The sequence below is a fragment of the Antrihabitans stalactiti genome (genome assembly GCF_012932915.1).
Taxonomy (GTDB): Bacteria; Actinomycetota; Actinomycetes; order Mycobacteriales; family Mycobacteriaceae; genus Antrihabitans; species Antrihabitans stalactiti.
Window position 1 is genome coordinate 246,498 of the sequence record NZ_VCQU01000004.1, and the last position, 23,558, is coordinate 270,055.

General features: G+C 63.3%; 25 protein-coding genes. 9 read left to right on the top strand and 16 right to left on the bottom strand.

Annotated elements, in window-relative coordinates; genetic code table 11:
* Window positions 1–11: 11 nt before the first annotated feature.
* Window positions 12–977: a diacylglycerol kinase family protein gene (locus FGL95_RS13480; protein ID WP_169587533.1), complete on the top strand. Its 966-nt coding sequence runs from the start codon at window positions 12–14 to the stop codon at window positions 975–977.
* 283 nt (window positions 978–1,260) lie between these two features.
* Window positions 1,261–1,515 carry a WhiB family transcriptional regulator gene (locus tag FGL95_RS13485; protein ID WP_169587535.1) on the top strand — a complete coding sequence of 85 codons (255 nt, stop codon included), beginning with the start codon at window positions 1,261–1,263 and terminating at the stop codon, window positions 1,513–1,515.
* A gap of 59 nt (window positions 1,516–1,574) precedes the next feature.
* Here FGL95_RS13485 and FGL95_RS13490 read toward each other — a convergent pair whose 3' ends face one another.
* Entirely contained in the window at window positions 1,575–3,077 is a 1,503-nt protein-coding gene (locus FGL95_RS13490) for a sensor histidine kinase (RefSeq protein WP_169587537.1), read from the bottom strand.
* 14 nt (window positions 3,078–3,091) lie between these two features.
* The gene (locus FGL95_RS13495; protein WP_169587539.1) at window positions 3,092–3,307 is read right to left on the bottom strand and encodes a biotin/lipoyl-binding carrier protein; all 216 of its coding nucleotides are present in this window, start codon (window positions 3,305–3,307) and stop codon (window positions 3,092–3,094) included.
* A 79-nt stretch (window positions 3,308–3,386) separates the two neighbouring features.
* Here FGL95_RS13495 and FGL95_RS33150 point away from each other — a divergent pair, with 79 nt between their 5' ends.
* Window positions 3,387–3,461 carry a 50S ribosomal protein bL37 gene (locus FGL95_RS33150; protein ID WP_369299099.1) on the top strand — a complete coding sequence of 25 codons (75 nt, stop codon included), beginning with the start codon at window positions 3,387–3,389 and terminating at the stop codon, window positions 3,459–3,461.
* Between the two features lie 125 nt (window positions 3,462–3,586).
* Complete coding sequence (locus tag FGL95_RS13500) at window positions 3,587–4,258, top strand: DUF6199 family natural product biosynthesis protein (RefSeq protein WP_169587541.1); 672 nt, start codon at window positions 3,587–3,589, stop codon at window positions 4,256–4,258.
* Here the strand turns inward: FGL95_RS13500 and rsrA are convergent.
* A complete protein-coding gene (gene rsrA, locus FGL95_RS13505; RefSeq protein ID WP_169587543.1) occupies window positions 4,255–4,527 on the bottom strand; it encodes a mycothiol system anti-sigma-R factor in 273 nt (90 codons plus the stop codon). The genes FGL95_RS13500 and rsrA overlap by 4 nt on opposite strands.
* Window positions 4,524–5,234, bottom strand: coding sequence for a sigma-70 family RNA polymerase sigma factor (locus tag FGL95_RS13510; protein WP_240962980.1), 711 nt, complete (start codon window positions 5,232–5,234; stop codon window positions 4,524–4,526). Before FGL95_RS13510 ends, rsrA begins: the two co-directional genes overlap by 4 nt.
* A 60-nt stretch (window positions 5,235–5,294) precedes the next feature.
* Between FGL95_RS13510 and ybaK the strand changes: the two genes are divergently transcribed.
* Complete coding sequence (gene ybaK / locus FGL95_RS13515) at window positions 5,295–5,783, top strand: Cys-tRNA(Pro) deacylase (protein ID WP_169587545.1); 489 nt, start codon at window positions 5,295–5,297, stop codon at window positions 5,781–5,783.
* Here ybaK and FGL95_RS13520 read toward each other — a convergent pair.
* The 3 genes from FGL95_RS13520 to FGL95_RS13530 are packed head-to-tail and all read right to left on the bottom strand — an operon-like array spanning window position 5,770 to window position 6,976.
* Entirely contained in the window at window positions 5,770–6,546 is a 777-nt protein-coding gene (locus tag FGL95_RS13520; RefSeq protein WP_169587548.1) for an SOS response-associated peptidase, read from the bottom strand. The genes ybaK and FGL95_RS13520 overlap by 14 nt on opposite strands.
* A 39-nt stretch (window positions 6,547–6,585) precedes the next feature.
* On the bottom strand, window positions 6,586–6,774 hold the full coding sequence (locus FGL95_RS13525) for a putative antibiotic biosynthesis monooxygenase (RefSeq protein ID WP_206071833.1): 189 nt from the start codon (window positions 6,772–6,774) through the stop codon (window positions 6,586–6,588).
* A gap of 49 nt (window positions 6,775–6,823) precedes the next feature.
* The gene (locus FGL95_RS13530) at window positions 6,824–6,976 is read right to left on the bottom strand and encodes a hypothetical protein (RefSeq protein ID WP_169587552.1); all 153 of its coding nucleotides are present in this window, start codon (window positions 6,974–6,976) and stop codon (window positions 6,824–6,826) included.
* A gap of 105 nt (window positions 6,977–7,081) precedes the next feature.
* On the opposite strand from FGL95_RS13530, the gene FGL95_RS13535 reads away from it, so the two are divergent.
* Genes FGL95_RS13535 through rsgA form a run of 3 tightly spaced genes read left to right on the top strand, consistent with a single transcriptional unit; the run spans window position 7,082 to window position 10,621 of the window.
* A complete protein-coding gene (locus FGL95_RS13535) occupies window positions 7,082–8,305 on the top strand; it encodes a DUF7373 family lipoprotein (RefSeq protein WP_169587554.1) in 1,224 nt (407 codons plus the stop codon).
* A gap of 22 nt (window positions 8,306–8,327) precedes the next feature.
* Window positions 8,328–9,635 carry a 3-phosphoshikimate 1-carboxyvinyltransferase gene (gene aroA / locus FGL95_RS13540; protein WP_420838042.1) on the top strand — a complete coding sequence of 436 codons (1,308 nt, stop codon included), beginning with the start codon at window positions 8,328–8,330 and terminating at the stop codon, window positions 9,633–9,635.
* On the top strand, window positions 9,632–10,621 hold the full coding sequence (gene rsgA, locus FGL95_RS13545; protein WP_169588192.1) for a ribosome small subunit-dependent GTPase A: 990 nt from the start codon (window positions 9,632–9,634) through the stop codon (window positions 10,619–10,621). Before aroA ends, rsgA begins: the two co-directional genes overlap by 4 nt.
* A gap of 49 nt (window positions 10,622–10,670) precedes the next feature.
* Here the strand turns inward: rsgA and FGL95_RS13550 are convergent, their stop codons facing one another.
* The 5 genes from FGL95_RS13550 to FGL95_RS13570 all read right to left on the bottom strand — a co-directional run bounded on the left by FGL95_RS13550 (window position 10,671) and on the right by FGL95_RS13570 (window position 16,540).
* Window positions 10,671–11,879, bottom strand: a complete 1,209-nt coding sequence (locus tag FGL95_RS13550) for a fatty acid desaturase family protein (RefSeq protein ID WP_169587558.1) — start codon at window positions 11,877–11,879, stop codon at window positions 10,671–10,673.
* A gap of 83 nt (window positions 11,880–11,962) precedes the next feature.
* Complete coding sequence (locus tag FGL95_RS13555; RefSeq protein WP_169587560.1) at window positions 11,963–13,330, bottom strand: fatty acid desaturase; 1,368 nt, start codon at window positions 13,328–13,330, stop codon at window positions 11,963–11,965.
* A gap of 63 nt (window positions 13,331–13,393) precedes the next feature.
* Window positions 13,394–14,509 carry a ferredoxin reductase gene (locus FGL95_RS13560; RefSeq protein WP_169587562.1) on the bottom strand — a complete coding sequence of 372 codons (1,116 nt, stop codon included), beginning with the start codon at window positions 14,507–14,509 and terminating at the stop codon, window positions 13,394–13,396.
* 93 nt (window positions 14,510–14,602) lie between these two features.
* On the bottom strand, window positions 14,603–15,127 hold the full coding sequence (locus FGL95_RS13565; protein WP_169587564.1) for a DUF6912 family protein: 525 nt from the start codon (window positions 15,125–15,127) through the stop codon (window positions 14,603–14,605).
* 12 nt (window positions 15,128–15,139) lie between these two features.
* Window positions 15,140–16,540 (bottom strand): WS/DGAT/MGAT family O-acyltransferase, encoded by a 1,401-nt coding sequence (locus FGL95_RS13570; protein ID WP_169588195.1) that lies wholly within the window; start codon window positions 16,538–16,540, stop codon window positions 15,140–15,142.
* A gap of 124 nt (window positions 16,541–16,664) precedes the next feature.
* On the opposite strand from FGL95_RS13570, the gene FGL95_RS13575 reads away from it, so the two are divergent.
* Window positions 16,665–17,165: an Rv3235 family protein gene (locus FGL95_RS13575; protein WP_169587566.1), complete on the top strand. Its 501-nt coding sequence runs from the start codon at window positions 16,665–16,667 to the stop codon at window positions 17,163–17,165.
* Window positions 17,166–17,217: 52 nt separating this feature from the next.
* On the opposite strand, the gene secA is transcribed toward FGL95_RS13575, so the two are convergent.
* The 4 genes from secA to lpqB form a co-directional block, all read right to left on the bottom strand.
* Window positions 17,218–20,082 (bottom strand): preprotein translocase subunit SecA, encoded by a 2,865-nt coding sequence (gene secA, locus FGL95_RS13580; protein WP_169587568.1) that lies wholly within the window; start codon window positions 20,080–20,082, stop codon window positions 17,218–17,220.
* 147 nt (window positions 20,083–20,229) lie between these two features.
* Window positions 20,230–20,913: a ribosome hibernation-promoting factor, HPF/YfiA family gene (gene hpf, locus FGL95_RS13585; protein ID WP_169587570.1), complete on the bottom strand. Its 684-nt coding sequence runs from the start codon at window positions 20,911–20,913 to the stop codon at window positions 20,230–20,232.
* Between the two features lie 194 nt (window positions 20,914–21,107).
* A complete protein-coding gene (locus tag FGL95_RS13590) occupies window positions 21,108–21,761 on the bottom strand; it encodes a ComF family protein (protein ID WP_206071834.1) in 654 nt (217 codons plus the stop codon).
* A 30-nt stretch (window positions 21,762–21,791) separates the two neighbouring features.
* A complete protein-coding gene (lpqB, locus tag FGL95_RS13595; protein ID WP_240962981.1) occupies window positions 21,792–23,552 on the bottom strand; it encodes an MtrAB system accessory lipoprotein LpqB in 1,761 nt (586 codons plus the stop codon).
* Window positions 23,553–23,558: the final 6 nt, after the last annotated feature.

The following is a 23,558-nucleotide window of genomic DNA, read 5'->3' on the forward strand; positions in this document are numbered from 1 at the left end:
GCTGGTGACCCGTGCGAGCACTGTTGATCGTCAATCCGAACGCCACGTCGACCACGCCGGCGGGCCGGGATCTGCTCGCGCATGCACTGGAGAGTCGAGTCGAACTCGCCGTCGCCCACACCGGTCATCGCGGCCACGCCGCCGAACTGGCGCAACAGGCTGCCGCGGACGGAATGGGACTCATCGTCGTGCACGGCGGCGACGGCACGGTCAACGAGGTGATCAACGGCTTCCTCCCCAAGCCCGTCCTCGGTCCAGCGAATTCGCTGTCCGCGGGCTGGATGCCGCGCATCGCGGTCGTGCCGGGTGGCTCGGCCAACGTCTTCGCCCGCTCGCTCGGAACGTCGTCCGATCCGGTGGTGGCCACCAACCAGCTGATCGACCTGCTGTCGTCGGATACGACAAGGCGAATCGGGCTCGGCTACGCGGACGATCGGTGGTACACGTTCACGGCCGGAATGGGCCTCGATGCGCGGGTGTGCGAAGCGATCGATTCGAGCCGCAACGACGGCCATGCGGTGACGCCTGCGCGCTACGTTCGGACGACGGTCCAAGAGTTTTTCAAGTCGAAAGGCAGCCATCCGACGCTGACCGTGGAGCTGGAAGGCGCCGAACCGGTGAGTGGCGTTCATTACGCGTTCGTTTCCAACTCGAGTCCGTGGACCTACCTGAACACACTCCCGGTACATACGAACCCCGGAACGTCGTTCGACACAGGACTCGGCGTGTTTGCCATGCGATCGACGAGCATGGTGTCGACCCTGCGGCTCGCAAGGCAACTGTTGACACCGGGCGCAGAACCCAAGTTGGACAAGCTATTTCGCGTCGACGACGTCCCGTGCGCCCGGTTCACATCGAGTGTGCCGATCGGTCTGCAGATGGACGGCGACTACCTCGGATTGCGCGAAGAAGTGGTGTTTCATTCGGTGCCGCAGGCGCTCGAAGTGGTGGCCCCGAAGCCCGATCCGAAGGGCTGACATCGGCCGCGAAGGTCCGACAAGAGGGCATGGCAGAACATTCGTTCGCACAAAATCCCATCTTTATAGTGCGAAAACAGGATTGACGGAGTAAAAAGGACTGCGGACCTCTGAAGGGGAGCCTAACAGAGTGATGTACCCCACGGAGCGCGGCATACCTATTGACATCTCGCGTGTTCGTGAAAGCATTCACAAGCAACCGTGCGGAAACATTCGAGACGCACAAGTAAACGTGTAACGACTTAGTGGTGCTGCAAATACGCACCCGACGAAGGAGCAGAGGATGGACTGGCGCCACAATGCAATCTGTCGTGATGAAGACCCCGAGCTGTTCTTCCCGGTGGGAAACAGTGGGCCTGCACTCGCGCAGATCGCTGATGCCAAAATCGTCTGCAATCGCTGTCCGGTGACCGCGGAGTGTCTTTCGTGGGCGCTGAAGTCCGGACAGGACGCAGGCGTATGGGGCGGAATGAGTGAAGACGAGCGACGCGCACTGAAGCGTCGCAACGCGCGGACGCGGGCACGTACTTCAGTTTGATCGAAGCGGAATGGGGCCCGGCACCTCGGTGCCGGGCATTTTTTTGTGCGCGAACCGGACTAACCACGTCCCGCCCGCCGACCCAAGGGCACTCGGAGAACCGCATCGGTCCCACCGCCGGTACCCGGATGTAGGCCGATCGAGCCACCGAGTTCCGCGGTCACGAGGGTGCGCACGATCTGCAAACCCAACCGATCGGACCGCTCTAGACTGAAGCCGGGCGGCAGGCCACGACCGTCGTCGTGAACAACCACGTCGAGCCAGCGCGCCGACCGCTCGGCCTTCATCGACACCGTGCCGACCGCACCAGGATCGAAGGCGTGCTCGATCGCATTCTGAACTAGTTCGGTCAGCACCATCACCAACGGCGTCGCCCGCTCGGCAGAGAAAACACCGAGCTTGCCTTCGCGTCGGATGTGCACGGGGGTCGTGCTGACGGTCGCGACGTCAGCCATCATCGGCACGAGCCGGTCGACGACGTCGTCGAGATCGACCTCCTCGTCCACCGACATCGACAGCATCTCGTGCACGGCAGCGATCGACGTGACGCGGCGGACCGACTCGGTCAGCGCCACCCGCGCCTCTTCGTTGTCCGTGCGGCGCGCCTGCAGCCTGAGTAGGGCGGCGACCGTCTGCAGGTTGTTCTTCACCCGGTGGTGAATCTCGCGGATCGTCGCGTCCTTGCTGAGCAACGCGCGGTCGCGCCGCTTCACCTCGGTCACGTCGCGGACCAGGACCGCCGCGCCCGCGAGGACCCCTTTGGGCCGCAGCACGAGGGTCCGCAGCAGCACGGTCGCGCCGTGCGCATCGACCTCCATTCGCCGGCCGGTCAGCCCTGCCAGCGCCGCGCGGATGTCGTTGACGACCTCCTGTGCGTCGAACGGATCGGTGATCAGCGACCGTGTCATCAGTGCGAGGTCTTCGCCGTTCAGCTCGGCGGACATGCCCATGCGGTGATAGGCGGACTGCGCATTCGGACTCGCGTAGACCACGCGGCCTTCAGTGTCCAAGCGGATGAATCCATCGCCTGCGCGTGGGCTGGAGTGCGTGGCCGCGCGATCCTCGGGTGTGGGATATGTTCCGTCGCTGATCATTTGGAACAGATCATCCGCGCATGCCGTATACGCCAACTCCAGGGTGCTGCGGATTCTCGAGCGCAAAAAGTCGGTGTCGCGGCTCAGCACCGCAATCACATCGTCACCGCATCGGACCGGAATTGCCTCGCGTAGGGACGCAGGCGGTGGCTGGTCGGACGTCGACCCGTCCGCGCGGACGATCTGCCCATCGATCAACGCGCGAATCACCTGCGGGTGTTCGGACTCGGACGCCAGCTTGCCGACGAGGTCTTTGGCGATGACGGTCGGCGCAGTCGTCGGCCTGCACTGCGCCACACAGACCACGGCGCTGCCCTCGCTGACCGGTCCGCTCCCGACCCACATCAACAGGTCCGCGAAGGAGAGGTCCGCAAGCAACTGCCAGTCCCCCACCACTCGCTGTAGGTGATCGACAGCAGCCCCTGGCAAGTCGGTGTGCTCGGCCAGCAATTCACTCAGCGTCGACATATCAGCTCGCTCTTCTAGGAGATCACTGCGATGAGGTCGCCTTGTTGGATGACGTCGCCGACCTTGACGTCCAACGAGGTGACGGTCCCCGCGATCTCAGCGAAGACGGGGATCTCCATCTTCATCGATTCCAGGATGACGAGCGTATCGCCCACAACGACATCGTCACCGGTCTTGGCGACCACCTCGAAGACAGTCGAAACCATCTCGGCGCGCACGTCTTCCGCCATACGAGCTCCTCATCCACGGGCCTGCGATCTACAGCCAACCACACGTGGGAGAATGGACTTCAACCGAAGGGAGTCCCACATGGGCAAGCGTGGCCGTAAGAAGCGTGACCGCAAGAACAACAAGGCCAATCACGGCAAGCGTCCAAACAGCTGATGCAACAAGGGCCCGGAGAAATCCGGGCCCTTGTCTTTTCCCTCGTGAGTCTTTTCGGAGTCCCTGGACTCCTAAAAGACTCACGAGGCGCTAGTCTTTTCCGAACACACCACCGGGGGGAACCAGTGGGCGCATTCGTCGTCTTGATCTTGATTGCCGTGCCGTTCTCGATTTGGGCAATCGTCAGCCCGAAGGGCATGTGGTGGGCAACCACAGCATGGAAATTTCGCGATCCCGATGCGAACGAGCCGAGTGACAGCTCCTACACGGTGACCAGAATCAGTGGCATCGTCGCGATTGTGGCCTTGGCCGTCATGGGCGGCATCGCACTCGCCGCTCAGCGCGACAACAATGAACGGGCTGATCAGCAAGCCGCCGCCGAGAGTTCGCGAAAGAACCCGCCCAAGTTCGATGCGCCGCCCGCGGAGGATCTCGGTCCGTTGCCGGTGATCGGCTATCGCCTCATGGCCAACGGCCAGATCGGTATTTTGCACTTCGCGCCACCGGTCTTGCAGTACAGACACTGCGACCCCGCTGCGTCAGCCGATGGTCTGGGCACGGCATTGGTCACGGTTCACGTTCACGGCCGCTTCGCCCCCCAGAAGGCGGGTGACAAAATCGCCGACTGCAAAGTTGACCGGTACATGATCCACGGCAAATACGTCGTAGCCACAGACTTCGCTTACGTCGGGACGGCAGCTGAGGGTCAAGTCGTCATGACCGACAGCCCGATCGGCACGAAGGACGGCACAATCGTGGCGCCTGCCGGCAACAACGTCGTGCCGCTTCTGCCCTAGGTCTCGGTTTCGCGGATGACTACGGTCCGGCGGATCTCGAGCGAGAGGCGCTGCCGTAAACGCTCGGGCGCGCGCTCGCCGCCGCATTTGCGGCTCAGCAGGTTCTTGATCTGCTCCTCGATGCCGTAGACCGCCAGGCATGAGCTGCAAGTATCGAGGTGATGCTGCAACCGCTTTCGGCTCTCTTGGTCGCACTCGTTGTCGAGTACGAGCCACACGTCAGCGATGACCGCTGAACAATCGAGTTCCAGATCTTCCGGGCCGCTCACGACGTAACCTCCTGCTCCGCCACAGCATCTTCGACGCTGTCGCGGTTGAATCCGCGTTCTCGCGCAACCTCACTGAGCAGGCCACGCAATTGCTTACGTCCACGATGTAGCCGGGACATCACTGTGCCGATCGGAGTGCCCATGATGTCGGCGATCTCCTTGTACGGAAAGCCTTCGACGTCGGCGTAGTAGACCGCCATCCGAAATTCTTCGGGAAGCTCCTGCAGTGCCGCTTTGATGTCGTCGTCCGGCAACGCGTCCAACGCCTCAACTTCGGCAGAACGCAGACCTTGCGACGTGTGCTCCGCAGTTGCCGCGAGCTGCCAGTCACTGATCTCGTCGGTCGGATACTGCGCAGGCTGCCGCTGCTTCTTCCGATACGAGTTGATGTAAGTGTTGGTCAGGATCCGGTACAACCACGCGCGGATGTTGGTGCCGTCCTTGAACGACCGGAACGCCGAAAACGCCTTGACGTAAGTCTCCTGCACCAAATCCTCGGCGTCGGCCGGGTTGCGGGTCATGCGCAGCGCAGCGCCGTAAAGCTGGTCGAGCAACGGGAGCGCATCGCGCTCGAACCGTTCGGCCAGTTCGGTATCGGTCTGGTCGCCGCCACCCACACGTGCCCCTTCGTTTGCTGTAGAGAACAAACTTACCTCTAGCTCGAGGGGACGCTCATCGCAGAGCACTGGCACCGAGGACTCCTTCATCTGTTTGCCTCTTCAACACACCGCACGCGATGCCTGTTCCCGACGTCCTAAGGTGACCGTATGGCCGCGTCCGCGACACCCGCCACGACACTGTTGGTGGCGCGTGGCGTGCCCCACAATGTGCACGCGTACGCGTACGCGCACGATCCGCGGTCGACGTCCTACGGCGACGAGGCGGTCGAGGCACTCGGGGTCGCCGCGGCGCAGGTGTTCAAGACCCTTGTGGTCGAGCTATCGAGCGCACGGTTGGCGGTCGCCGTGGTGCCGGTCGAGACGAAGTTGTCGTTGAAGGCGGCCGCGGCAGCGCTCGGTGCTGCCAAGGCGGTCATGGCAGACGTAGCCAAGGCGCAGCGTTCCACCGGCTATGTTGTGGGCGGAATTTCACCGTTGGGCCAACGTCGACCGCTCGCGACGGTCGTGGATTCGTCTGCGCTGCAATGGGATCGGATATTCTGCAGCGCCGGGCGCCGTGGGCTGGAAATCGAACTCGCGCCCGACGATCTGGTCGCGCTGACCTCTGCCGTCGTCGCGGACATCACAGCAGGCTGATCTGCTCCGATTGCTCGGCCTGCTCGGCGCGCTCGACCAAGTCCGGACTGTTGTTCCTGACGCTGTTCACCTTCGGCGACACCGGACGGATTTCGAGGCTCGCGACCAGTTCGGCGGAGGGCGACTCGAGCAGGCCGGTGTCGACAGGGTGGTCCGGATCCAGCCATGCCGCCCAATGCTCCCTAGGCATGATCAGCGGCATTCGGTCGTGAATGCGCTGCAACTCCCCGACCGAGTCGGTCGTCAAGATCGTGCAGCTCAGCAGCGGCGAGCCACCGTCTCGCCACACCGACCACAGGCCAGCCATGTAGATCCGCGACCCGTCGGCAGGCGTCATGTAGAACGGCCTCTTCACCGCCTTTCCCGCACTGTCGGGTTCGGTGATCCACTCGTACCATCCGTCCATCGGGACGAGGCAGCGCTTGAACTTCAACGCGTCGCGAAACGCCGGCGTCGTCGCGGCCTTATCCGCACGGGCGTTGAACAGCGGCTTACCCTTTGCCGGGACTCCGGGTTCGGCCGCCTTCGTCCAGTGCGGCACCAGTCCCCACCGCATCCGGCGAACGCGCAAGGTGGCCTCAGCATCCGGCGCGTCACGGTCGTGACGCTTGACCACCGTCGCTACTTTGGTCGTCGGCGCAACATTGAAGTTGGGGCCCGCTTCCTCGGGCTTCAGCTCTTCATTGGGATCGGTCTCGTCGATTGCATCCAACTCGACCGCCAGAAGCCCCGGATCGACCGTCGTCGCGTATCTGCCGCACATCGCCCCATGCTGCCACGGGGTACCGACCAAAACCGGGTCTTATGTCCGAGCACGGTCCAGCACGTAACCCCGCAGCCGCTGCAGCGGCGGCATCAACCCGTAGATGACGATCGGCACCGCGACGCTGGCAAGAACGAAGGTCCGCACGATAATCGGCGTCTCGTCGAGTAAGCCGCGAAGCAACAGATTCAGCACAGTCAGGGTGGGGAATACGGCGACCCAGATCATCAGAGCCAGCTGGTGCCTGGATGGTGGTCCAACTCGCAGTTGCTTTGGGTCAGTTGAGTTTTCGGACATAACTCTTCTCCTTCTCGATTGGGGACTGCAGCCCGTGCCGTCGGTCGCCGAGAACTACCTCGGCGACCCGCCGCTCGGCATCAGTGGAAAACCACTCATCGGTCTTGTCGTGTTCGCTTGCTGCTTCGGTCATGCAGTCAGGTTGCGCCCATTCGTGCCCAATTGGCAAGCATGTTTGCCGTTTCAGCAATCTCCCAACGTAACGCTAACGGCACGGTGCGGGGGTAATCTGACGCGAGTGAATGTGCGATCGTCGGCGCGTATCCGCGCAGTCGTGCTGATTGTGGTCGCTGCGCTCACCGGAGCGTGCGGGTCGAGCCTCTCAGGTGCTCCCAAAGCCGGCGAGATCGATATCCGCCAGTTGAATATCGGCAGTTACTCCGTCGAACCGGTGACCCTTCCATCGCCATCGCAGGAGTGGGGCCGCTACCGCGAGGCGGACCGGATGGCCGACGCGGTTGCCACTGTGATCGACGTCGATCCGACACTGGAGTTTCAGGAAGCGGGAGTGGTCGACGACCCCGAGAGTGCGGCAAATGTGTTGTCGTTCATACCCGGTGTCCCAGTGATCAAGCCAGTCCTCGAGAAGTACGGCATGATCATCGGTTTCTACGCGAACGGCCTCAATCAGGAGTTCGTGAGAGGAATGAACCTCGACGGCGCGCAATTCTTGATGATCATGGTCAATCGGTTTCCGAGCGAGGACGCCGCGCGCCAAGCCGCAGTCGAGATCGATGCGACAGATTTCAACGTCAGCAAGGACAACGTGGCGGTGCCCATCGGCAAACACCCTGACGCGAAAGCGCATTGGCGACCGGGAAATGCGTCGATCGCGGCAACTCTCGCACGACGGCAGTTCGTTGTCTCGCTGCAGGCGGTCTATCCGACGCCCAACCTGGATGCTCTCGCCAAGCAGGTGAGTGACGCCTTGGATGCAGAGGTTCCGCTCATCGACGCCTTCGCGCCGACCCCGACCGACAAGATCGCAACCCTCCCCCTCGACCCGGATCACCTTGTTGTTCGGGCCCTGAACATCTCCTCCGACCACGCAATGAAGCCCGGTGATGTGCAGCAATTCGGTCCGCGCGGGGCGCTGCACTTCACGTGGAACGGCCATTACAAAGACCGATTGCTGCAGCAATACGGCGTCGACCGCCTCGTACTGGGCACCGCATCCTCGATCTACCGAGTCCGCGACGACCGCGCGGCCACCGAGATCTTCCCAACCTGGATCAAGGCCTTCGCAGACTCGAACAAAGCGGAGGAAATCGAGGCCAAGACAGGCGTCCCGAACGCCCGGTGTTTCGAGCGAAAGGATGCGGCGGTCGCCGAGGTCCCCCAACTCAGGTTCACGTGTTTCTTCACCTACCGCGACTTCGTGGCGCGGGTCTTCAGCGGCGACAAAGGCGACGCCCAAGAACGTGCGGCAGCGCAGTACGCCCTGTTGGCCAACACGAACTAGCACAACTGCAAAGATGAGGGTCGTGAGTTACTGGAGCGCGCCCCTCGCAACCCGACCTGTCACAGCGTCGGTGACGCTGCCAGGTTCCAAATCGATCACCAACCGAGCGCTCGTTCTCGCCGCGTTGGCAACCGGACCGTCGACCGTCAGTGGAACGCTGCGCAGCCGCGATACGAACTTGATGATCGACGCTCTTCGCACGCTCGGCATCGGGATCGAAGGCGACGGCACGACAGTTGCAGTCACGCCCGGACCGTTACACGGCGGCGCGGTGGACTGCGGACTGGCCGGAACCGTCATGCGCTTCCTACCGCCGGTCGCGGCACTGGCCAACGGCGCGGTCCAGTTCGACGGCGACGAGCAAGCCCGGACCCGGCCGCTCGGCATCATCCTCGACGCTCTCCGTGCGATCGGTGCCGATATCGACGGCAGCAGTCTGCCGTTCACGGTCTCTGGCAGTGGGTCGCTGCGCGGCGGCGACGTGACCATCGACGCGTCCGGCTCCTCACAATTCGTGTCCGGCCTGCTGCTGTCGGCGGCGCGCTTCATCGAAGGCGTGACGGTCCACCATGACGGCAAGTCCGTGCCGTCGATGCCGCACGTCGAGATGACGATCGAAATGCTTAGGGAAGCCGGCGTTCGCGTCGAGACACCGACCGACAGCGGCGAAGCCAACACCTGGCGGGTGTTCCCGGGTGCAATCGCGCCGGTCGACTGGATCGTGGAACCCGATTTGTCCAATGCGACAGCGTTTCTCGCCGCCGCGGCCGTGACGGCAGGCGAGGTCTCCGTTCCGCTGTGGCCGAGCAAGACCACGCAGCCAGGCGACGCCATCCGCGGCATCCTGACCGACATGGGCGCCGAAGTCTCGTTAGCGGACTCGATCCTCACGGTCCGGGGCCCGGAGCGGTTGCGCGGGATCGACATCGATCTGCACGACGTCGGCGAACTCACTCCGACGGTCGCCGCGTTGGCCGCCCTGGCGGACTCGCCGTCGCACTTGCGCGGAATCGCTCACTTGCGTGGACACGAAACAGACCGCCTCGCAGCGCTTTCCAACGAAATCAATCGCCTCGGCGGTAGGGTGACAGAAACCGCCGACGGCCTCGACATCGACCCGGAACCGCTGCGCGGCGGCCGATGGCACTCCTATGCCGACCACCGAATGGCCACCGCCGGAGCGATTCTCGGACTCAAAGTCGACGGAATCGACATCGAGGACATTGGCACGACAGCGAAGACGCTGCCGGACTTCGTCGGAATGTGGCAGCAGATGCTGGAGAACGAACCAGCTCGGGGCGAGCGAAGCGACGGGGCAACAGAACACTGAGAAAGCGCGAGTACGACGAGTCGGATGTCCGGGTTCGCCCGGGCAAAGCTTCGCGACCGCGCACCAAAATCAGACCGCAACACGACGACGCCGAAGCCGCAATGGTGGTCGCGGTCGATCGTGGTCGATGGGGCTGTGTGCTCGGCGGCGACCCGAACAAACCGGTCGTCGCCATGCGGGCTCGCGAACTCGGCAAGACGCCGATCGTCGTCGGGGACGAGGTCGGGATAGTCGGCGACGTGTCCGGGAAGACCGACACACTCGCCCGCATCGTCCGTGTCGAGGAGCGCCGGACGGTCCTACGTCGAACGCCCGACGACACCGATCCGTACGAGCGGATCGTCGTCGCCAACGCCGCTCAACTTCTCATCGTCGTCGCACTTGCCGATCCACCACCACGGACCGGGTTCGTCGAACGCGCGCTGATCGCCGCGTTCGCCGGCGGCCTGCAACCGATTCTGTGCCTGACCAAGAACGACCTGGCGGCCTACGAAGAGTTCGCGGCGTCCTTCAGCGACCTCGAACTTCCCGTCGTCCTGGCCGGCAGCAACGACCCGATCGATGAGGTCACCGCGATGCTGAACGGCAAGGTCACGGCCATGATCGGTCATTCAGGGGTTGGCAAATCGACCTTGGTCAACCGCTTGGTCCCCGACGCGTACAGAGCCGTGGGCGTCGTGTCCGGAGTCGGGAAAGGCCGGCATACGTCAACGCAATCCGTCGCGCTCCCTCTGCCCGGTGGCGGCTGGGTCGTCGATACGCCAGGCATCAGATCGTTCGGACTGGCCCACATTTCGTCCGCGGACGTCATCGCCGCATTCGCCGACCTTGCCGCCGCCGCGGAGGACTGCCCGCGCGGCTGCACGCACGCCGGTCCGCCCGCGGATCCCGAGTGCGCGCTCGACCTCCTCGAAGGCAAAGCGGCACGTCGGGTTACCGCGATTCGGCTACTGCTCGCCGCGGTCCGGTCCAACGACACCTATTAGAACCAACGACACCTATTCGAACCGTGCGCGATTTTTACCCTTGGAAGGGTTAGACGCGCGCACGGGAACGGAGGGCACTGAGCAGGCCGTGGCGCTTCCCCGTCACCGGATCGATAACCGGCTTGGGGTCGACGAACTTTCGCTCGGATGCCGTCTCAGGCGCATCGTCGGACGTCGACTTCAGGTACTTGTTCGGCAGCGCGAGCTTGGCGATCGTCCGCCACGACTTCAGGTACTGCAACGGCAGCGAGCCGGTGGTGTACGGGAGGTCGTACTTGTCGGCCAGCGCGCGCACCCGTACCGAGATCTCCCGGTACCGATTGCTCGGCAGGTCGGGGAACAGGTGGTGCTCGATCTGGTAGCTCAGGTTGCCGCTCATGAAGGCGAGGATCGGGCCCGACTCGAAGTTCGCGCTCCCCAACATCTGCCGCAGGTACCACTCGGCCTGTGTTTCGTTCTCGATGTCGGCTTTGGTGAACTTCTCCGCGCCGTCGGGGAAATGGCCGCAGAAGATGATCGCGTTCGTCCACACGTTGCGGATGATGTTGGCAGTGAAGTTCGCGGCCAGCGTCGAGAGAAACGCCGGGCCCGTCAACAGCGGGAAGATGATGTAGTCCTTGGCGACCTGACGGCCAGCCTTCTCCAGCACCTCACGACGCTTGCGTTCGAACTCGTCGCGATCCGCGCGCCCTGCCGCCACCTTGCCCAGCTCGAGATGCTGGACGGCGACGCCCCACTCGAAGAAGAGCTGGAGCACCAGGTTGTAGATCGGGTTGCCGAGATAGAACGGCTTCCAACGCTGGTCGCGCGTGACGCGGATCAATCCGTAGCCCACGTCGTCGTCCATCCCGAGCACGTTCGTGTACTTGTGATGGATGTAGTTGTGGGTCTGTTTCCAGTGCGCCGACGGGTCCGGGTTGTCCCACTCCCACGTCGTCGAGTGGATCTCCGGATCGTTCATCCAGTCCCACTGGCCATGCATGACGTTGTGGCCGATTTCCATGTTCTCGATGATCTTCGCGGCACCGAGCATCGCGGTCCCTGCGAGCCAGGCCGGCGGGAACAGGCTCGCAAACAAGGTTGCTCGACCGCCGATTTCGAGTGCCCGCTGCAGGCGGATCGTGTTGCGGATGTAGCGCGCATCGCGCTCGCCTCGTGAAGATTCGATATCTCGCCGGATGGCGTCGAGCTCGATTCCCAGGGCTTCTACGTCCGCCTCGGTGAGGTGTGCGTACTCCTTGATATGCGAAATCGCCATGATCCTACGATACCGTAAGTTACGGGACCGTAGGTTAGCGAACGGTGGTGTGAAATAGCTCTCAGTTGCTGGTGGGAGCGTTATCAGACGCGGCGAAACCGGCGCAAACCTCGCGCACGCTGCCCGTCGAGAGCCGCCTTACCCTTGGCTTTCTGCTCATCGAGAGCAGCCTTGCCTTTCGCCTTCTGCTCTTTCAGCGCGGCCTTCGCTTCGGCCTTCTTCTCTTTGAGCGCAGCCTTGGCCTCGTTCATTGCCGAACGCAATCCGCGGTGCTGCCCGGTCGCCGAATCGATGCGCAACGCATTCATCGTTTCGGTGAGATGGGCGAATCGATGCTCCGACGACGTTTCTGGCGCGTCGTCTGCGGTCCGCTTGAGGAATCGGTCCGGCAGGGCGAGCTTGTGAATCGTGCGGAAGGCCAGCATGTACTGCTTGCCGATGGACCCGGTGGTGTACGGCAGGTCGTACTTGTCGCACAACGCCCGCACCCGGACCGAGATTTCGGCATACCGGTTGCTCGGCAGGTCCGGGAACAGGTGGTGCTCGATCTGGTAGCTCAGGTTGCCGCTCATGAACGCCATGACCGGTCCTGATTCGAAGTTCGCGCTGCCGAGCATCTGGCGCAGATACCACTCGGCGCGAGTCTCGTTCTCGAAGTGCTCGACGGTGAACTTCTCGGCACCGTCGGGGAAATGGCCGCAGAAGATCACGGCGTATGCCCACAGGTTGCGGACCAGATTCGCGGTCGCGTTCGCGGTCAGCGTGGACTTCCACGCCGGACCGGTGAGGGCCGGGTAGATGACGAAATCCTTCGACGCCTGGCGCGCGACCTTCCCGAAAAACTCTTTGTTCGGCTCGGAAAGCAGCTGCATGGGATCTACTCCCATCAGCTCCTTCTGCTTGTCCAAGTCGTGCAGGGCAATACCCCACTCGAAGGTGGCCGCGAGCAGAACGTTGGCGATCGGCTGGATGAGGTTGATCGGCCGCCACTCTTCGTCACGAGTCATGCGCAGGATGCCGAAGCCGATGTCGTCGTCCATGCCGACGATGTTGGTGTAGGTGTGATGGGAGTAGTTGTGTGCGCGTTTCCACTGCGGCGACGGCCCGACCTGGTCCCACTCCCAGAACGCGGAGTGAATCTCCGGATCGTTCATCCAGTCCCACTGGCCGTGGCTGACGTTGTGGCTGATCTCCATGTTCTCGATGATCTTGGCGACCGACAGCAATGCCGTTCCCGCCAGCCACGCCGGCCGATATTTGCTGGCAAGCAGCGTCACACGGCCCGCAGCCTCGAGGTAGCGCTGCAGCCGGATGGTGTTCCTGATGTAGCGCGCATCGCGCACACCCCGTGACTCTTCGACGTCACGTCGGATGGTGTCGAGCTCGCGACCGAGCGCTTCGATGTCCGCCGCAGTCAGGTGCGAGAACTGTTTGATGTCGGTGATGGCCACCGCGTTCCTCCGATTATTTCTTTTCGAACACGGTAGCCCGTGCTAGCGAACTACGGGCAAAGGTTACAAGTCGAGGGTGCAATCGCCTGCAGCGACAGAGATGCAGGTTTGGATCCGGTCACCCTCACGCCGCTCCTCGCCGGAGCGGAGGTCGCGCACGTAGCCCTTGGTCAATGGGACAACACACGATTGACAGATACCCATTCGACAACCGAAAGGCATCTGCACACCGACCTGCTCGCCAGCCTGCAGGAGACTGGTCGCGCCGTCCACTTCCACGGACCGATCGGACCGCGCGAACCGGATCGTGCCGCCGGTCCCCTCGTTGTCCGAACGGGCGATTTCGAACCGCTCCTGATGCAGTTGATCCGCGAGACCCGCATCACGCCAGACCTTTTCGATCTCGTCCAGCATCGCCAGCGGCCCGCATGCCCAGGTCTGACGTTCACGCCAGTCGCCGAAGAGCTCGTCGAGCGACGCGAGCGAGAATTTCCCTTGCGATCGGGTGAGCTGGATATGCGACACGTACGTCGGATTCGTCGCCGCGATTCCTGCGATCTCGTCCGCGAACATCACGTCGTCGGTGGTCGGCGCCGAGTGAACGTGGACGACGTCGGGCAATTGCCCTCGCCGAGTCATCGTTCGCAGCATCGCAATCACTGGAGTGATGCCGCTGCCAGCGGTGATGAACAGAATCTTCTCGGGTGGCGGATCCGGCAGAGCGAAATCACCCTTGGGCGCCGCCAAACGGACGATGGTGCCGGACGGCACTCCCCCGACGATATGACTGGAGAGAAAGCCCTCCGGCATCGCCTTGACCGTGATGGAAATGAGCTTGCTCTTCCAACTCGGCGGCGTCGTCAGCGAATACGACCGCCAATGCCATCTGCCGTCGATGTGCAGCCCGATTCCGATGTACTGCCCCGGCTTGTAGCCGAAATCGAAACCCCATCCCGGCTTGATGACCAGCGTCGCCGAATCGGCCGTTTCCTTCCGGACCTCGACGATTTGACCACGCAGCTCACGCGCAGACCACAACGGATTTGCGAGGTGCAGATAGTCGTCAGGAAGCAGCGGCGTCGTAATTCTCGCTACCGCGCCGCGCAACAGATTAAGGCCAGGCCTCCGGGGCGCTGCCACGTTCGCAGCTGGCGCCTCGAGCCATTCCTTCAAGCCCATACCTATCCAATCTGTCGCCGACAGCCTACCCTCACCTTCCCAGAAATAGGTTACGGCATCGTAAGTTACTCGCAAGTAATACGCGTGGTCCGCTCACATGAGTTCGAGCAAGAACGGCAGCTCTTGCGTTGCGTACCAAGCCAATTCATGATCTTCGGCATCGCCGACCAAGAATTCCGCCTCGGTATCACCGAGGTCTGCGTCGTCGACCACCTCGATCGCCTTCGCAATAGTCGGCTCGGCCTCAGCCAGATCGACATGGGCCGACGCGACTTGCGTGTAGCTGATCGGACCGGCCAGACGAACCACCGCATCATCGAGGTCCGGCCGCAGTTTTGCGTCGTCGACGTCGGCAGCAATCACCGCGCGGCGCCACACCGGTTCACCCGTCACGTGAACCGCTTCGCTGCCGTCGAGGTGCTCGGACGCGAGCAGTCGAAGCGACGCCCGTGCGGCCTCGGCCATGGCAACCTCGCCGAGCTCGTCGTCGTCACCCGACGAATACGCCTCGCGCAAGGTAGGCGTGATGGCGAACGCCGTCCCGTTGATCGGCTGCAGCTCCCTATCTGCGACGAGCTGTCGCAACATCCGGATGGTCGCGGGAATGTAGACCCTCACGAAGCGCTCACGTCAGGCACAGGCATTGAGCAATTCCTCCAACGATTCGTACAAGAGTGCCGTCATCACATCGACATCCGCCATGGCTTCGCGGTCGGCATTCAAACCGTAGTAGACCTTGCCGTCATATGACGTGAGGCCGATGCTCATCGCCTGATTTCGCAACAGCGGCGAGACCGGATACATCTCAAGAGCTCGCGCTCCACCGATGTACATCGGGATCTGCGGACCCGGCGCGTTCGTGATGAGCAGGTCGAACGTGCGCTGGGAGTAACTGCTCGCGGCTCGCACGCTCATCGCATGCAGGCTTGCGGGCGCGAAACCAGCAAGGCGAACCAACGTGCGTGCGGTGACGCTGCGCGTTTCGCGTCCGTGCGCCTCCGTCGCATGCGAGATGTGCGACAGCCGGATCACCTGATTCGGCTCGCCGACCGGTAGATCGACGACGAACGACGACAGCTCACTGCCCGAGATGCTCGTTCCGTCGCCCAGATCGCCGACGTAGACCGACATCGGAACGAACGCCCGGACCGTCGTGTATACCGTCACCGGTTCGCCGCGTGAGAGCAGCCAGGTGCGCAGGGCGCCGGTGACGGTGGCGAGAATCGCGTCGTTGATCGAGCACCCGAAATGCGCTCGGATCTTGCGATAGTCCTGCAGATCGGTCTTCACGACGTCGAACCGACGGTTGCGCGAGATCGATGCGTTCAGCGGGCTCGACGCCGCGTTGTCGCTTTTGGAGTGCAAGCCGGCAGCGACTCGGCCGAACGCCTTTGCGGTGTAGCCCGCTGCCCTGCCAGCATTTCCCACGACGCGGCGTGCGATCTCCACTCCGTCACCTGGCCTGGTCACGACCTCAGCCAGTGCGCTGACCGCCAATTGCGCGTCGCCGGGCTCCTCGCCGGGCATCCACAGATCGTCCGCAACTGCGCGCGGAGTATTGCTCGAGTCCAGAATCACATGCCCGATTTCGAGGGCCTCGTCACCGTCGACCAGAGCACTGTGCGACTTGGTGAAAATCGCGCACCGGTTGTCCGACAGCCCCTCGACGAGATACATCTCCCAGAGTGGCATGTTGCGGTCCAGCGGCCGGGACGACAGCCGGGCCACCAGCTCGTAGAGCTGTTGATCCGAGCCTGGACGCGGCAATGCCGAACGGCGAATGTGATAGCTGATGTCGAACTCGCTGTCGTCCACCCACACCGGCCGACCGAGTCCGAACGGGACCTCACGAACCTTCTGTCTATATCTCGGAACCAGGCACAGCCGCTTCTCGACGATGTCGAGCAAGGTCTCATAGGAGAGCGCGCCGTTGACGTTCTCGAGAATCGCCAAGGAGCCGATATGCATCGGCGTACTGCTCGCCTCTGATTCGTAGAACGCCGCGTCCTGCGGTGTCAGCCTGCTGACCATTGTGTGCAATGACTCCATTCGGTGCTGCGCTCCAGGCGCGTCACACTTACCCTAATCTGCAGGGTCCGGACGGCGGTCGAAGTCCACCACGTAAGGTAGGCGGCGCTGGGCCAATGGGGGGAACATGAACCGAGCACGATCGTATTTGTCGCGCGCGCCGCACTGCGAGCCACCGCTCGCCGAGGCGCTCGACACTGCCGCGGACGCGCCGTCCGGGCGCTGCCTGCCGCAGCTGACGCACTCCACGCGCCGCTCACCGCACAGCGGCCGATCGCCCGGCACCACTGCCGTATCGAAACGCGAACTCCCGATCACTGCAAAGAGATTCGCCGAGACTGTGTTTCGGCTGGCACTCGAAGTCGTCGACCGCAGACGCTCACCAGCTCAGCTACGGACCGTGCTGGACCCGGCGCTCGTCGACATGCTGCGAACGCTCTCCACCGCCGCACTCCCAGGCCGCGACCTCGGGGCCGCGACGCTTGGGCACGTCCACCTGAAGACGATCGACGCCGGCAACGCCGAGGTCTTCGGCACCTACAACCGGGGTCCGCGCGTGTTCGCCATCGCGGGCAAAGTGCGCCTGCACAACGGCAGTTGGCAGGTCACCTCACTCCGCATCGTGTAGCCCCCTCGTGAGTCTTTTTGGAGTCCAGGGACTCCAAAAAGACTCACGAGGGTCAACGCCGACGCTTGGACCGCGGCGGCTTCGCGCTCGGCTTCGCCTGCTTGCGAGCAGCTTCGCGCCGATCCCTGCGCGACAGTCCGTCCGCGCCGGTATCGGCAGCTTGTGCGGTCTTGCGGACCGATGCACTGCCGTCCTCGGCCGGACCGGAGAAGGTCAGACCCTTGGGTTCGGACTGATCGAGCCCCTTGGCACGCAATGCGCTCGGCGCCGCGGGCTTGGCCGAGGTCTTCGCGTCCTCGGTCGGCAGCGGCTTCGACAGTGCCGGCTTGGCGGCTCGCGCACCGGCTCCGACCGGTGACCGCAGTCCCGCATCAACCGAGACGCCCTCGGGCTGTGCCGGTGCGGCCTCGACCTGCAGGTTGAACAGGAACCCGACGGACTCTTCCTTCATGCCGTCCAACATCGCGGCGAACATGTCGAAGCCCTCGCGCTGGTATTCGACCAACGGGTCGCGCTGAGCCATCGCGCGCAGGCCGATGCCCTCCTTGAGATAGTCCATCTCGTAGAGGTGCTCACGCCACTTGCGGTCGAGTACCGACATCAACACCTGACGCTCCAGGTTGCGCATGCCGCCCTCGCCGGCGATTGCGTCGATCTCCTTCTCGCGGGCCGCGTACGCAGCATGCGCGTCCTTCAGCAACGCCTCGAGCAGTTCGTCGCGCGTCAGCTCGCCCGCCTCGCCGACCTCTGTCTCGCCGGTCAGCGTCTTGTGATCGATGCTGACGGGATAGAGCGTCTTGAGTGCGGTCCACAGCTGCGCGAGATCCCAGTCCTCGACATAGCCTTCCGCTGTCGCGCCGTCGACATAGGCCGTGATCACGTCGGTGATCATGCCCTCGACCTGGCCCTCCATGTCCTCGCCCTCGAGGATCTGGCGGCGCTCGCCGTAGATGACCTTGCGCTGCTGGTTCATCACCTCGTCGTACTTCAGAACGTTCTTGCGGATTTCGAAGTTCTGCTGCTCGACCTGCGTCTGTGCACTCTTGATCGCCTTCGAGACCATCTTGGCTTCGATCGGCACATCGTCGGGCAGGTTCAGCCGCGTCATGATCGATTCGAGCGCTGCACCGTTGAATCGGCGCATCAATTCGTCACCGAGCGAGAGGTAGAAGCGCGATTCACCGGGATCACCCTGACGCCCGGACCGACCGCGCAACTGGTTGTCGATACGCCGCGACTCGTGGCGCTCGGTGCCCAACACATACAAACCGCCGGCCTCGCGCACCTTTGCTGCATCCTCGGCGACTTCTGCCTTGACCTTCTCCAGCGTCGGCTCCCACGCCTGCTGGTACTCGTCCGGCGTCTCGACCGGGTCCAGCCCCTGCTTGCGCAACGCGAGGTCGGCAAGGATGTCAGGGTTGCCGCCGAGCACGACGTCGGTACCACGACCGGCCATGTTCGTCGCCACGGTCACCGCACCGGCCCGACCGGCCTCGGCGATGATCGTCGCCTCCTGCTCGTGGAACTTGGCATTCAGAACACTGTGCGCCACACCACGTTTGGTGAGCTGCTTGGACAAGTACTCCGAGCGCTCGACGCTTGTCGTACCGATCAGAACGGGCTGGTCCTTCTCGTGCCGTTCGACGATGTCGTCCACAACCGCGGAGAACTTCGCCTCCTCGGTCTTGTAGATCAAGTCGGAACGATCTTCACGAATCATCGGCTTGTTGGTCGGGATCGGCACAACACCGAGGTCGTAGATCGAGTGCAGCTCTGACGCTTCGGTCTGGGCCGTGCCCGTCATTCCCGAAAGCTTGTCGTAGAGGCGGAAGTAGTTCTGCAGCGTGATCGTGGCCAGCGTCTGGTTCTCGGCCTTGATCTCGACCTTTTCCTTCGCCTCGATGGCCTGGTGCAGACCTTCGTTGTAGCGACGACCGATCAAGATGCGACCGGTGAACTCGTCGACGATGATCACCTCGCCGTCACGGACGATGTAATCCTTGTCGCGCTGGTAGAGCTCCTTGACCTTGATCGAGTTGTTCAAGTAGCTGACCAGCGGCGAGTTGGCCGCCTCGTACAGGTTGTCGATACCAAGCTGGTCCTCGACGAACTCCACGCCTGCCTCGTGCACACCGATCGTGCGCTTCTTGATATCGACCTCGTAGTGCACGTCGCGCTTGAGCAGCGGTGCAATGCGGGCGAATTCGCCGTACCACTTCGACGACGCATCCGCCGGCCCCGAAATGATCAGCGGCGTACGCGCTTCGTCGATGAGGATCGAGTCGACCTCGTCCACGATCGCGAAGTTGTGACCGCGCTGGACCAAGTCGTCGAGCGAATGGGTCATGTTGTCGCGCAGGTAATCGAAGCCGAACTCGTTGTTCGTGCCGTAGGTGATGTCGGAGTGATACGCCGCGCGACGCTCGGCTGGAGTCAGTCCAGACAAGATGACGCCGACGGACACACCGAGGAATCGATGCACCCGACCCATCCACTCGGAGTCGCGCTTGGCCAGATAGTCGTTCACGGTGACGACGTGGACGCCCTCGCCGCCGATCGCGTTCAGATACGCAGGCAACACACACGTGAGGGTCTTGCCTTCACCGGTCTTCATCTCGGCGACGTTGCCGATGTGCAGCGCAGCGCCACCCATCACCTGCACGTCGAAATGTCGCTGCGACAGCACCCGACTCGATGCTTCACGCGCAACGGCGAACGCCTCGAGCAGCAGCTCGTCGAGCGATTCACCATTGTCGTGACGCTTGCGGAACTCGGCGGTCTTCCCGCGAAGTTCGTCGTCGGTCAGCTTCTCGATCTCCGGAGAAAGGGCAGACACCTCGTTGGCGAGGTGGGCTAACCGCTTGACGGTTCGACCCTCACCTATCCGTAGCAACCTCGAAAGTGTGAACGTCGGCACGGCCTTGTCAATCCTCTGATCGGCGAATGTTTGGCGACTGGCACAGCACACAGCAAGCCGGTCGCATCGTCCATCGTATGCGACGACGAAGGATCAGCCCCGGGTCGCGGGGCTGATCCTTCGCAGGTGAGCTTTCGAGGTCGCGAGTTACGCGAGACGAATCAAGCCGTAGTCGAACGCATGCCGTCGATATACAACCGATGGCCGGTCGCTCGCACTGTCGTGGAAAAGGAAGAAGTCGTGACCGACCAACTCCATCTGATACAACGCATCGTCGACCGTCATCGCGGCCGCCGAGTGGACCTTCGTCCGTACTATCCGACCTGGACCGGCGTCCGACTTCGGCGGCTCGAAATCAGGTTCGGGTTCGGCCGCAGCCGCTGTGCTCGCTGCAGTATCGACCTCGATCAGCGCGGCCGTCGCCCTCGCAACGGACACCGGCGTCTTCTCGCCGTAATGGACCTTTCGACGATCCTTCGTGCGACGCAAACGATTCTCTAGCTTTGCCGTGACCGATTCGAGTGCGGCATAGAAGCTGTCGGCGCACGCTTCAGCCCGTACGACGGGACCTTTGCCCCGGGCTGTGATTTCCACACGCTGGCAGTTCTTGCGCTGGCGGCGGTTGCGTTCGTGAAAGAGTTCGACGTCGAACAGGTAGATCGACGGGTCGAAGCGTTCGAGCCGAAAGAGCTTCTCGGAAACGTAGATTCGAAAATGGTCAGGAACTTCGACATTGCGGCCCTTGACCACAATTTCGGCGTGTTGGGTGTCTGGCGATGTTGGTTCTGCTGGGTCTTCTTTGAATACCGAGGATTGTGAAGCGGTCGTCACGCGTACCTCCCGATTTCAGCCGCGCCACGTGTGGTCACGGCGATTGACTACGTGCCGAGAGGGGAACCGCCCGGCACCAGGATCCGAGGCACCACCTCCCACCTGTGTCTTTCGGGTGTTTCCCGACGGTAGTCCGTTCACCCACGCCGTGCCAGTGTTCACGCAGAATTTGGGTAAGTCGTGTCGAAAATGCATCACGCCGAGGCGACCACCAACACCACGGTGACTGCGATACCTGCACGGCGAAGGGTGCGGACCGACTCACGCGCGGTGGTGCCGGTGGTGATGACGTCGTCCAGCAGGACGACGTTCGCGCGCGGCGGAATCGAGGATCCCGACCGCAGCTGGACGCGGCCTGCGAGGTTGCGTTGCCGCTGATCGACGGTGAGACCGACCGAGTCGCGGGTACGGCCTGCCAACCCGAGCACCGGCGCGACCGTGCAACGTGGCAACGCCCGCGCCGCGACCGACGCGGTCCGGGTGACCGGGTCTCCCCCACGCATCCGTGCCGCTCGCGACCGCGTCGGAGCAGGCACCAGCGCGAGCGACGCTAATTCGGGCGGATCGAGCTCACCTTCGCGGCGCAGCCAGTCCAGCGCGGAGCCCAAGGCTGCTCCGAGCGGCTCGGCGAGGTCACGACGCCCTCGTTCCTTCGCCGCGAGCACCGCACGCCGCCGCGGACCCGAATACCGACCCAAAGCCCAGCAGGGCACTCCAGGTGAGACGCGTGGCTCCACGACGATCGGCTCGACTGCCAACTCCGCGCGACATCGTGGGCACCATGCGACTCCGGCAGCAGCGCAACCCCCGCACTCCATCGGCAGGATCAGGTCCAACAAGGTCCGCATCAGCGGAGTCTGACCTATGAGTCCGACAGATCAGCCCGGCAGCACGGGAATCGCGTTCAGCCCTGAAAGCCCCGGCACCTCGCGCCAGTTGCGGTCGGCTTCGGCGTCGGTATTGGTCAACTGAAACACCGCGCGAGCATCGGCGACGTACTCCGATGTCGTCGTCGCATCGACGACAGTGACCGGACCGGTCAAGTTGCGGTTCGGCAGCATCTCCAAGCGGGACCCGTCGATGCTGACCATCACCACGGGGATCTCCGTGGCATCCAGCGCCACAACGACATTCTCCGAGGTACTCCAGTCCAACGATCTCGCGATTCCGGCTCCTGTCGGCACCGCACGCGGATTGGTGATGGCATAGCCGGCAGGTCCTGGAATGACGTTCGCAATGTAGACCTTGCCGTCGATGATCATCGCAACGCGCACGCCGTCTCTGGACAGCCGCAGCTCGGTGATCTTCCCGATCGAGGAAACGGCAGTCGCATCGACGTCGACAACGGACACCAGACTGGTGTCACGGACCGCCCTGGTCACGCGGGCGCCATCGATCACAGCCCAAGCAGATCCGTCGTCGGGTGCCCACGACGGTCGCGTGATCATCCCGCCCTCGGCGACGGGAAACGCTGTGCCGTCGTAGCTTCCGACCATCAAGGCGCTGGTCGGGTCCGGCGCCTGACGCCCGGTATCGACAACTGCAGCGACGAGAGTGCCGTCACTGGACAACGAGACCGACCGGACATTTCGCACGCCGCCGAAGTATCCCGATGCCGGCGTGAGGATGCCGTCCTTCACGGCAACCAGCCCACCGTCGCGGATCGCGTGCAGACCCACATCGTTGAGAGTATTCGCGAGCGGATTCAGCTCGGCGACATCGGATGTTGTCCACCCGCTCGCGAACTGCTCGTCGAGCGGCTCACCATCGGCGAGCAACACGTACGGACCCGATATGTCCGCATTCTGCAGCGTCCAGATGACTTGACCGGCGAGAAGCTTGCGGTCCTTGGCGTCCATCCCGGCGAGGCCACGGAAATCCACCCGAATACCGCCGGGGCCGACGCCGACGGAGCTGGTCCGGCCGTCGGCTTTCGTGACGGGCCCGATCATCGAAATCTTGTCGTTGAACTGGCTACGAACGGCAGGCGCGAGCGACGGCGACGGACCGGCGAGCAGCAGCCCGAGCAGATGATCGGCGACCTGGTCCTGGCGCGCGGCGATCCAGCGCGGATCGGGCACGGTCTTGGTGCCGGAGGGATCGAGGTAATACAGCGCGACGTCACGGTAGTTCTTGACGAACAGTCCGCGTTCCATCATCACGCCGTCGGGAATCTCGGAGATCCGCCACTGGCCGTCGACTCGCTTGAAGCGCGCTTTCCCTTCGAACACCCCGTCCAGCGGCTCGTAGGTCCCGCCGGACGCAAGCTGCGCGACCTTGGTCGCTCTGATCGTGTAGCTGGCCTCGTCGCCGCTGCGCGGTTCTTCGAGAAAGTCCATCTTGTCGACGATGATCGTCGAGTCGCCGTCCTGCCAGGTGCGCGCCCGATCGGCGGTGAGGTACTCACGCGCGGTGCCGTGCCGATTCGACGGATCCGTGCTGGCCTCGAAGAACTTCCGCAGCAACAAGCTCGGCTCGGCGCCTGCTGCCGGCGGCGGCGCGACCGGTTCGGTGGGTTGCTGGCCGATCGTGCCGATCGCCTCCGGGGTCGACGTGTCCGGCAGACTCGCGCAGCCCGACAATGTCAGCGCGACGCTCACCACCGCAACCACGAGGACGCGCGGCCTAACGAATTTCATGCGAGC

What these genes read in the sequence shown, in the direction of transcription:
- FGL95_RS13485 (WP_169587535.1), top strand. Translation starts at nt 1,261, where the DNA reads ATGGACTGGCGCCACAATGCAATCTGTCGTGATGAAGACCCCGAGCTG.
- FGL95_RS13490 (WP_169587537.1), bottom strand. Translation starts at nt 3,077, where the DNA reads ATGTCGACGCTGAGTGAATTGCTGGCCGAGCACACCGACTTGCCAGGG.
- FGL95_RS13495 (WP_169587539.1), bottom strand. Translation starts at nt 3,307, where the DNA reads ATGGCGGAAGACGTGCGCGCCGAGATGGTTTCGACTGTCTTCGAGGTG.
- FGL95_RS13510 (WP_240962980.1), bottom strand. Translation starts at nt 5,234, where the DNA reads ATGAAGGAGTCCTCGGTGCCAGTGCTCTGCGATGAGCGTCCCCTCGAG.
- ybaK (WP_169587545.1), top strand. Translation starts at nt 5,295, where the DNA reads ATGGCCGCGTCCGCGACACCCGCCACGACACTGTTGGTGGCGCGTGGC.
- FGL95_RS13520 (WP_169587548.1), bottom strand. Translation starts at nt 6,546, where the DNA reads ATGTGCGGCAGATACGCGACGACGGTCGATCCGGGGCTTCTGGCGGTC.
- FGL95_RS13525 (WP_206071833.1), bottom strand. Translation starts at nt 6,774, where the DNA reads ATGATCTGGGTCGCCGTATTCCCCACCCTGACTGTGCTGAATCTGTTG.
- FGL95_RS13530 (WP_169587552.1), bottom strand. Translation starts at nt 6,976, where the DNA reads ATGACCGAAGCAGCAAGCGAACACGACAAGACCGATGAGTGGTTTTCC.
- FGL95_RS13550 (WP_169587558.1), bottom strand. Translation starts at nt 11,879, where the DNA reads ATGGCGATTTCGCATATCAAGGAGTACGCACACCTCACCGAGGCGGAC.
- FGL95_RS13560 (WP_169587562.1), bottom strand. Translation starts at nt 14,509, where the DNA reads ATGGGCTTGAAGGAATGGCTCGAGGCGCCAGCTGCGAACGTGGCAGCG.
- FGL95_RS13570 (WP_169588195.1), bottom strand. Translation starts at nt 16,540, where the DNA reads ATGGTCAGCAGGCTGACACCGCAGGACGCGGCGTTCTACGAATCAGAG.
- FGL95_RS13575 (WP_169587566.1), top strand. Translation starts at nt 16,665, where the DNA reads ATGAACCGAGCACGATCGTATTTGTCGCGCGCGCCGCACTGCGAGCCA.
- FGL95_RS13590 (WP_206071834.1), bottom strand. Translation starts at nt 21,761, where the DNA reads ATGCGGACCTTGTTGGACCTGATCCTGCCGATGGAGTGCGGGGGTTGC.
- lpqB (WP_240962981.1), bottom strand. Translation starts at nt 23,552, where the DNA reads ATGAAATTCGTTAGGCCGCGCGTCCTCGTGGTTGCGGTGGTGAGCGTC.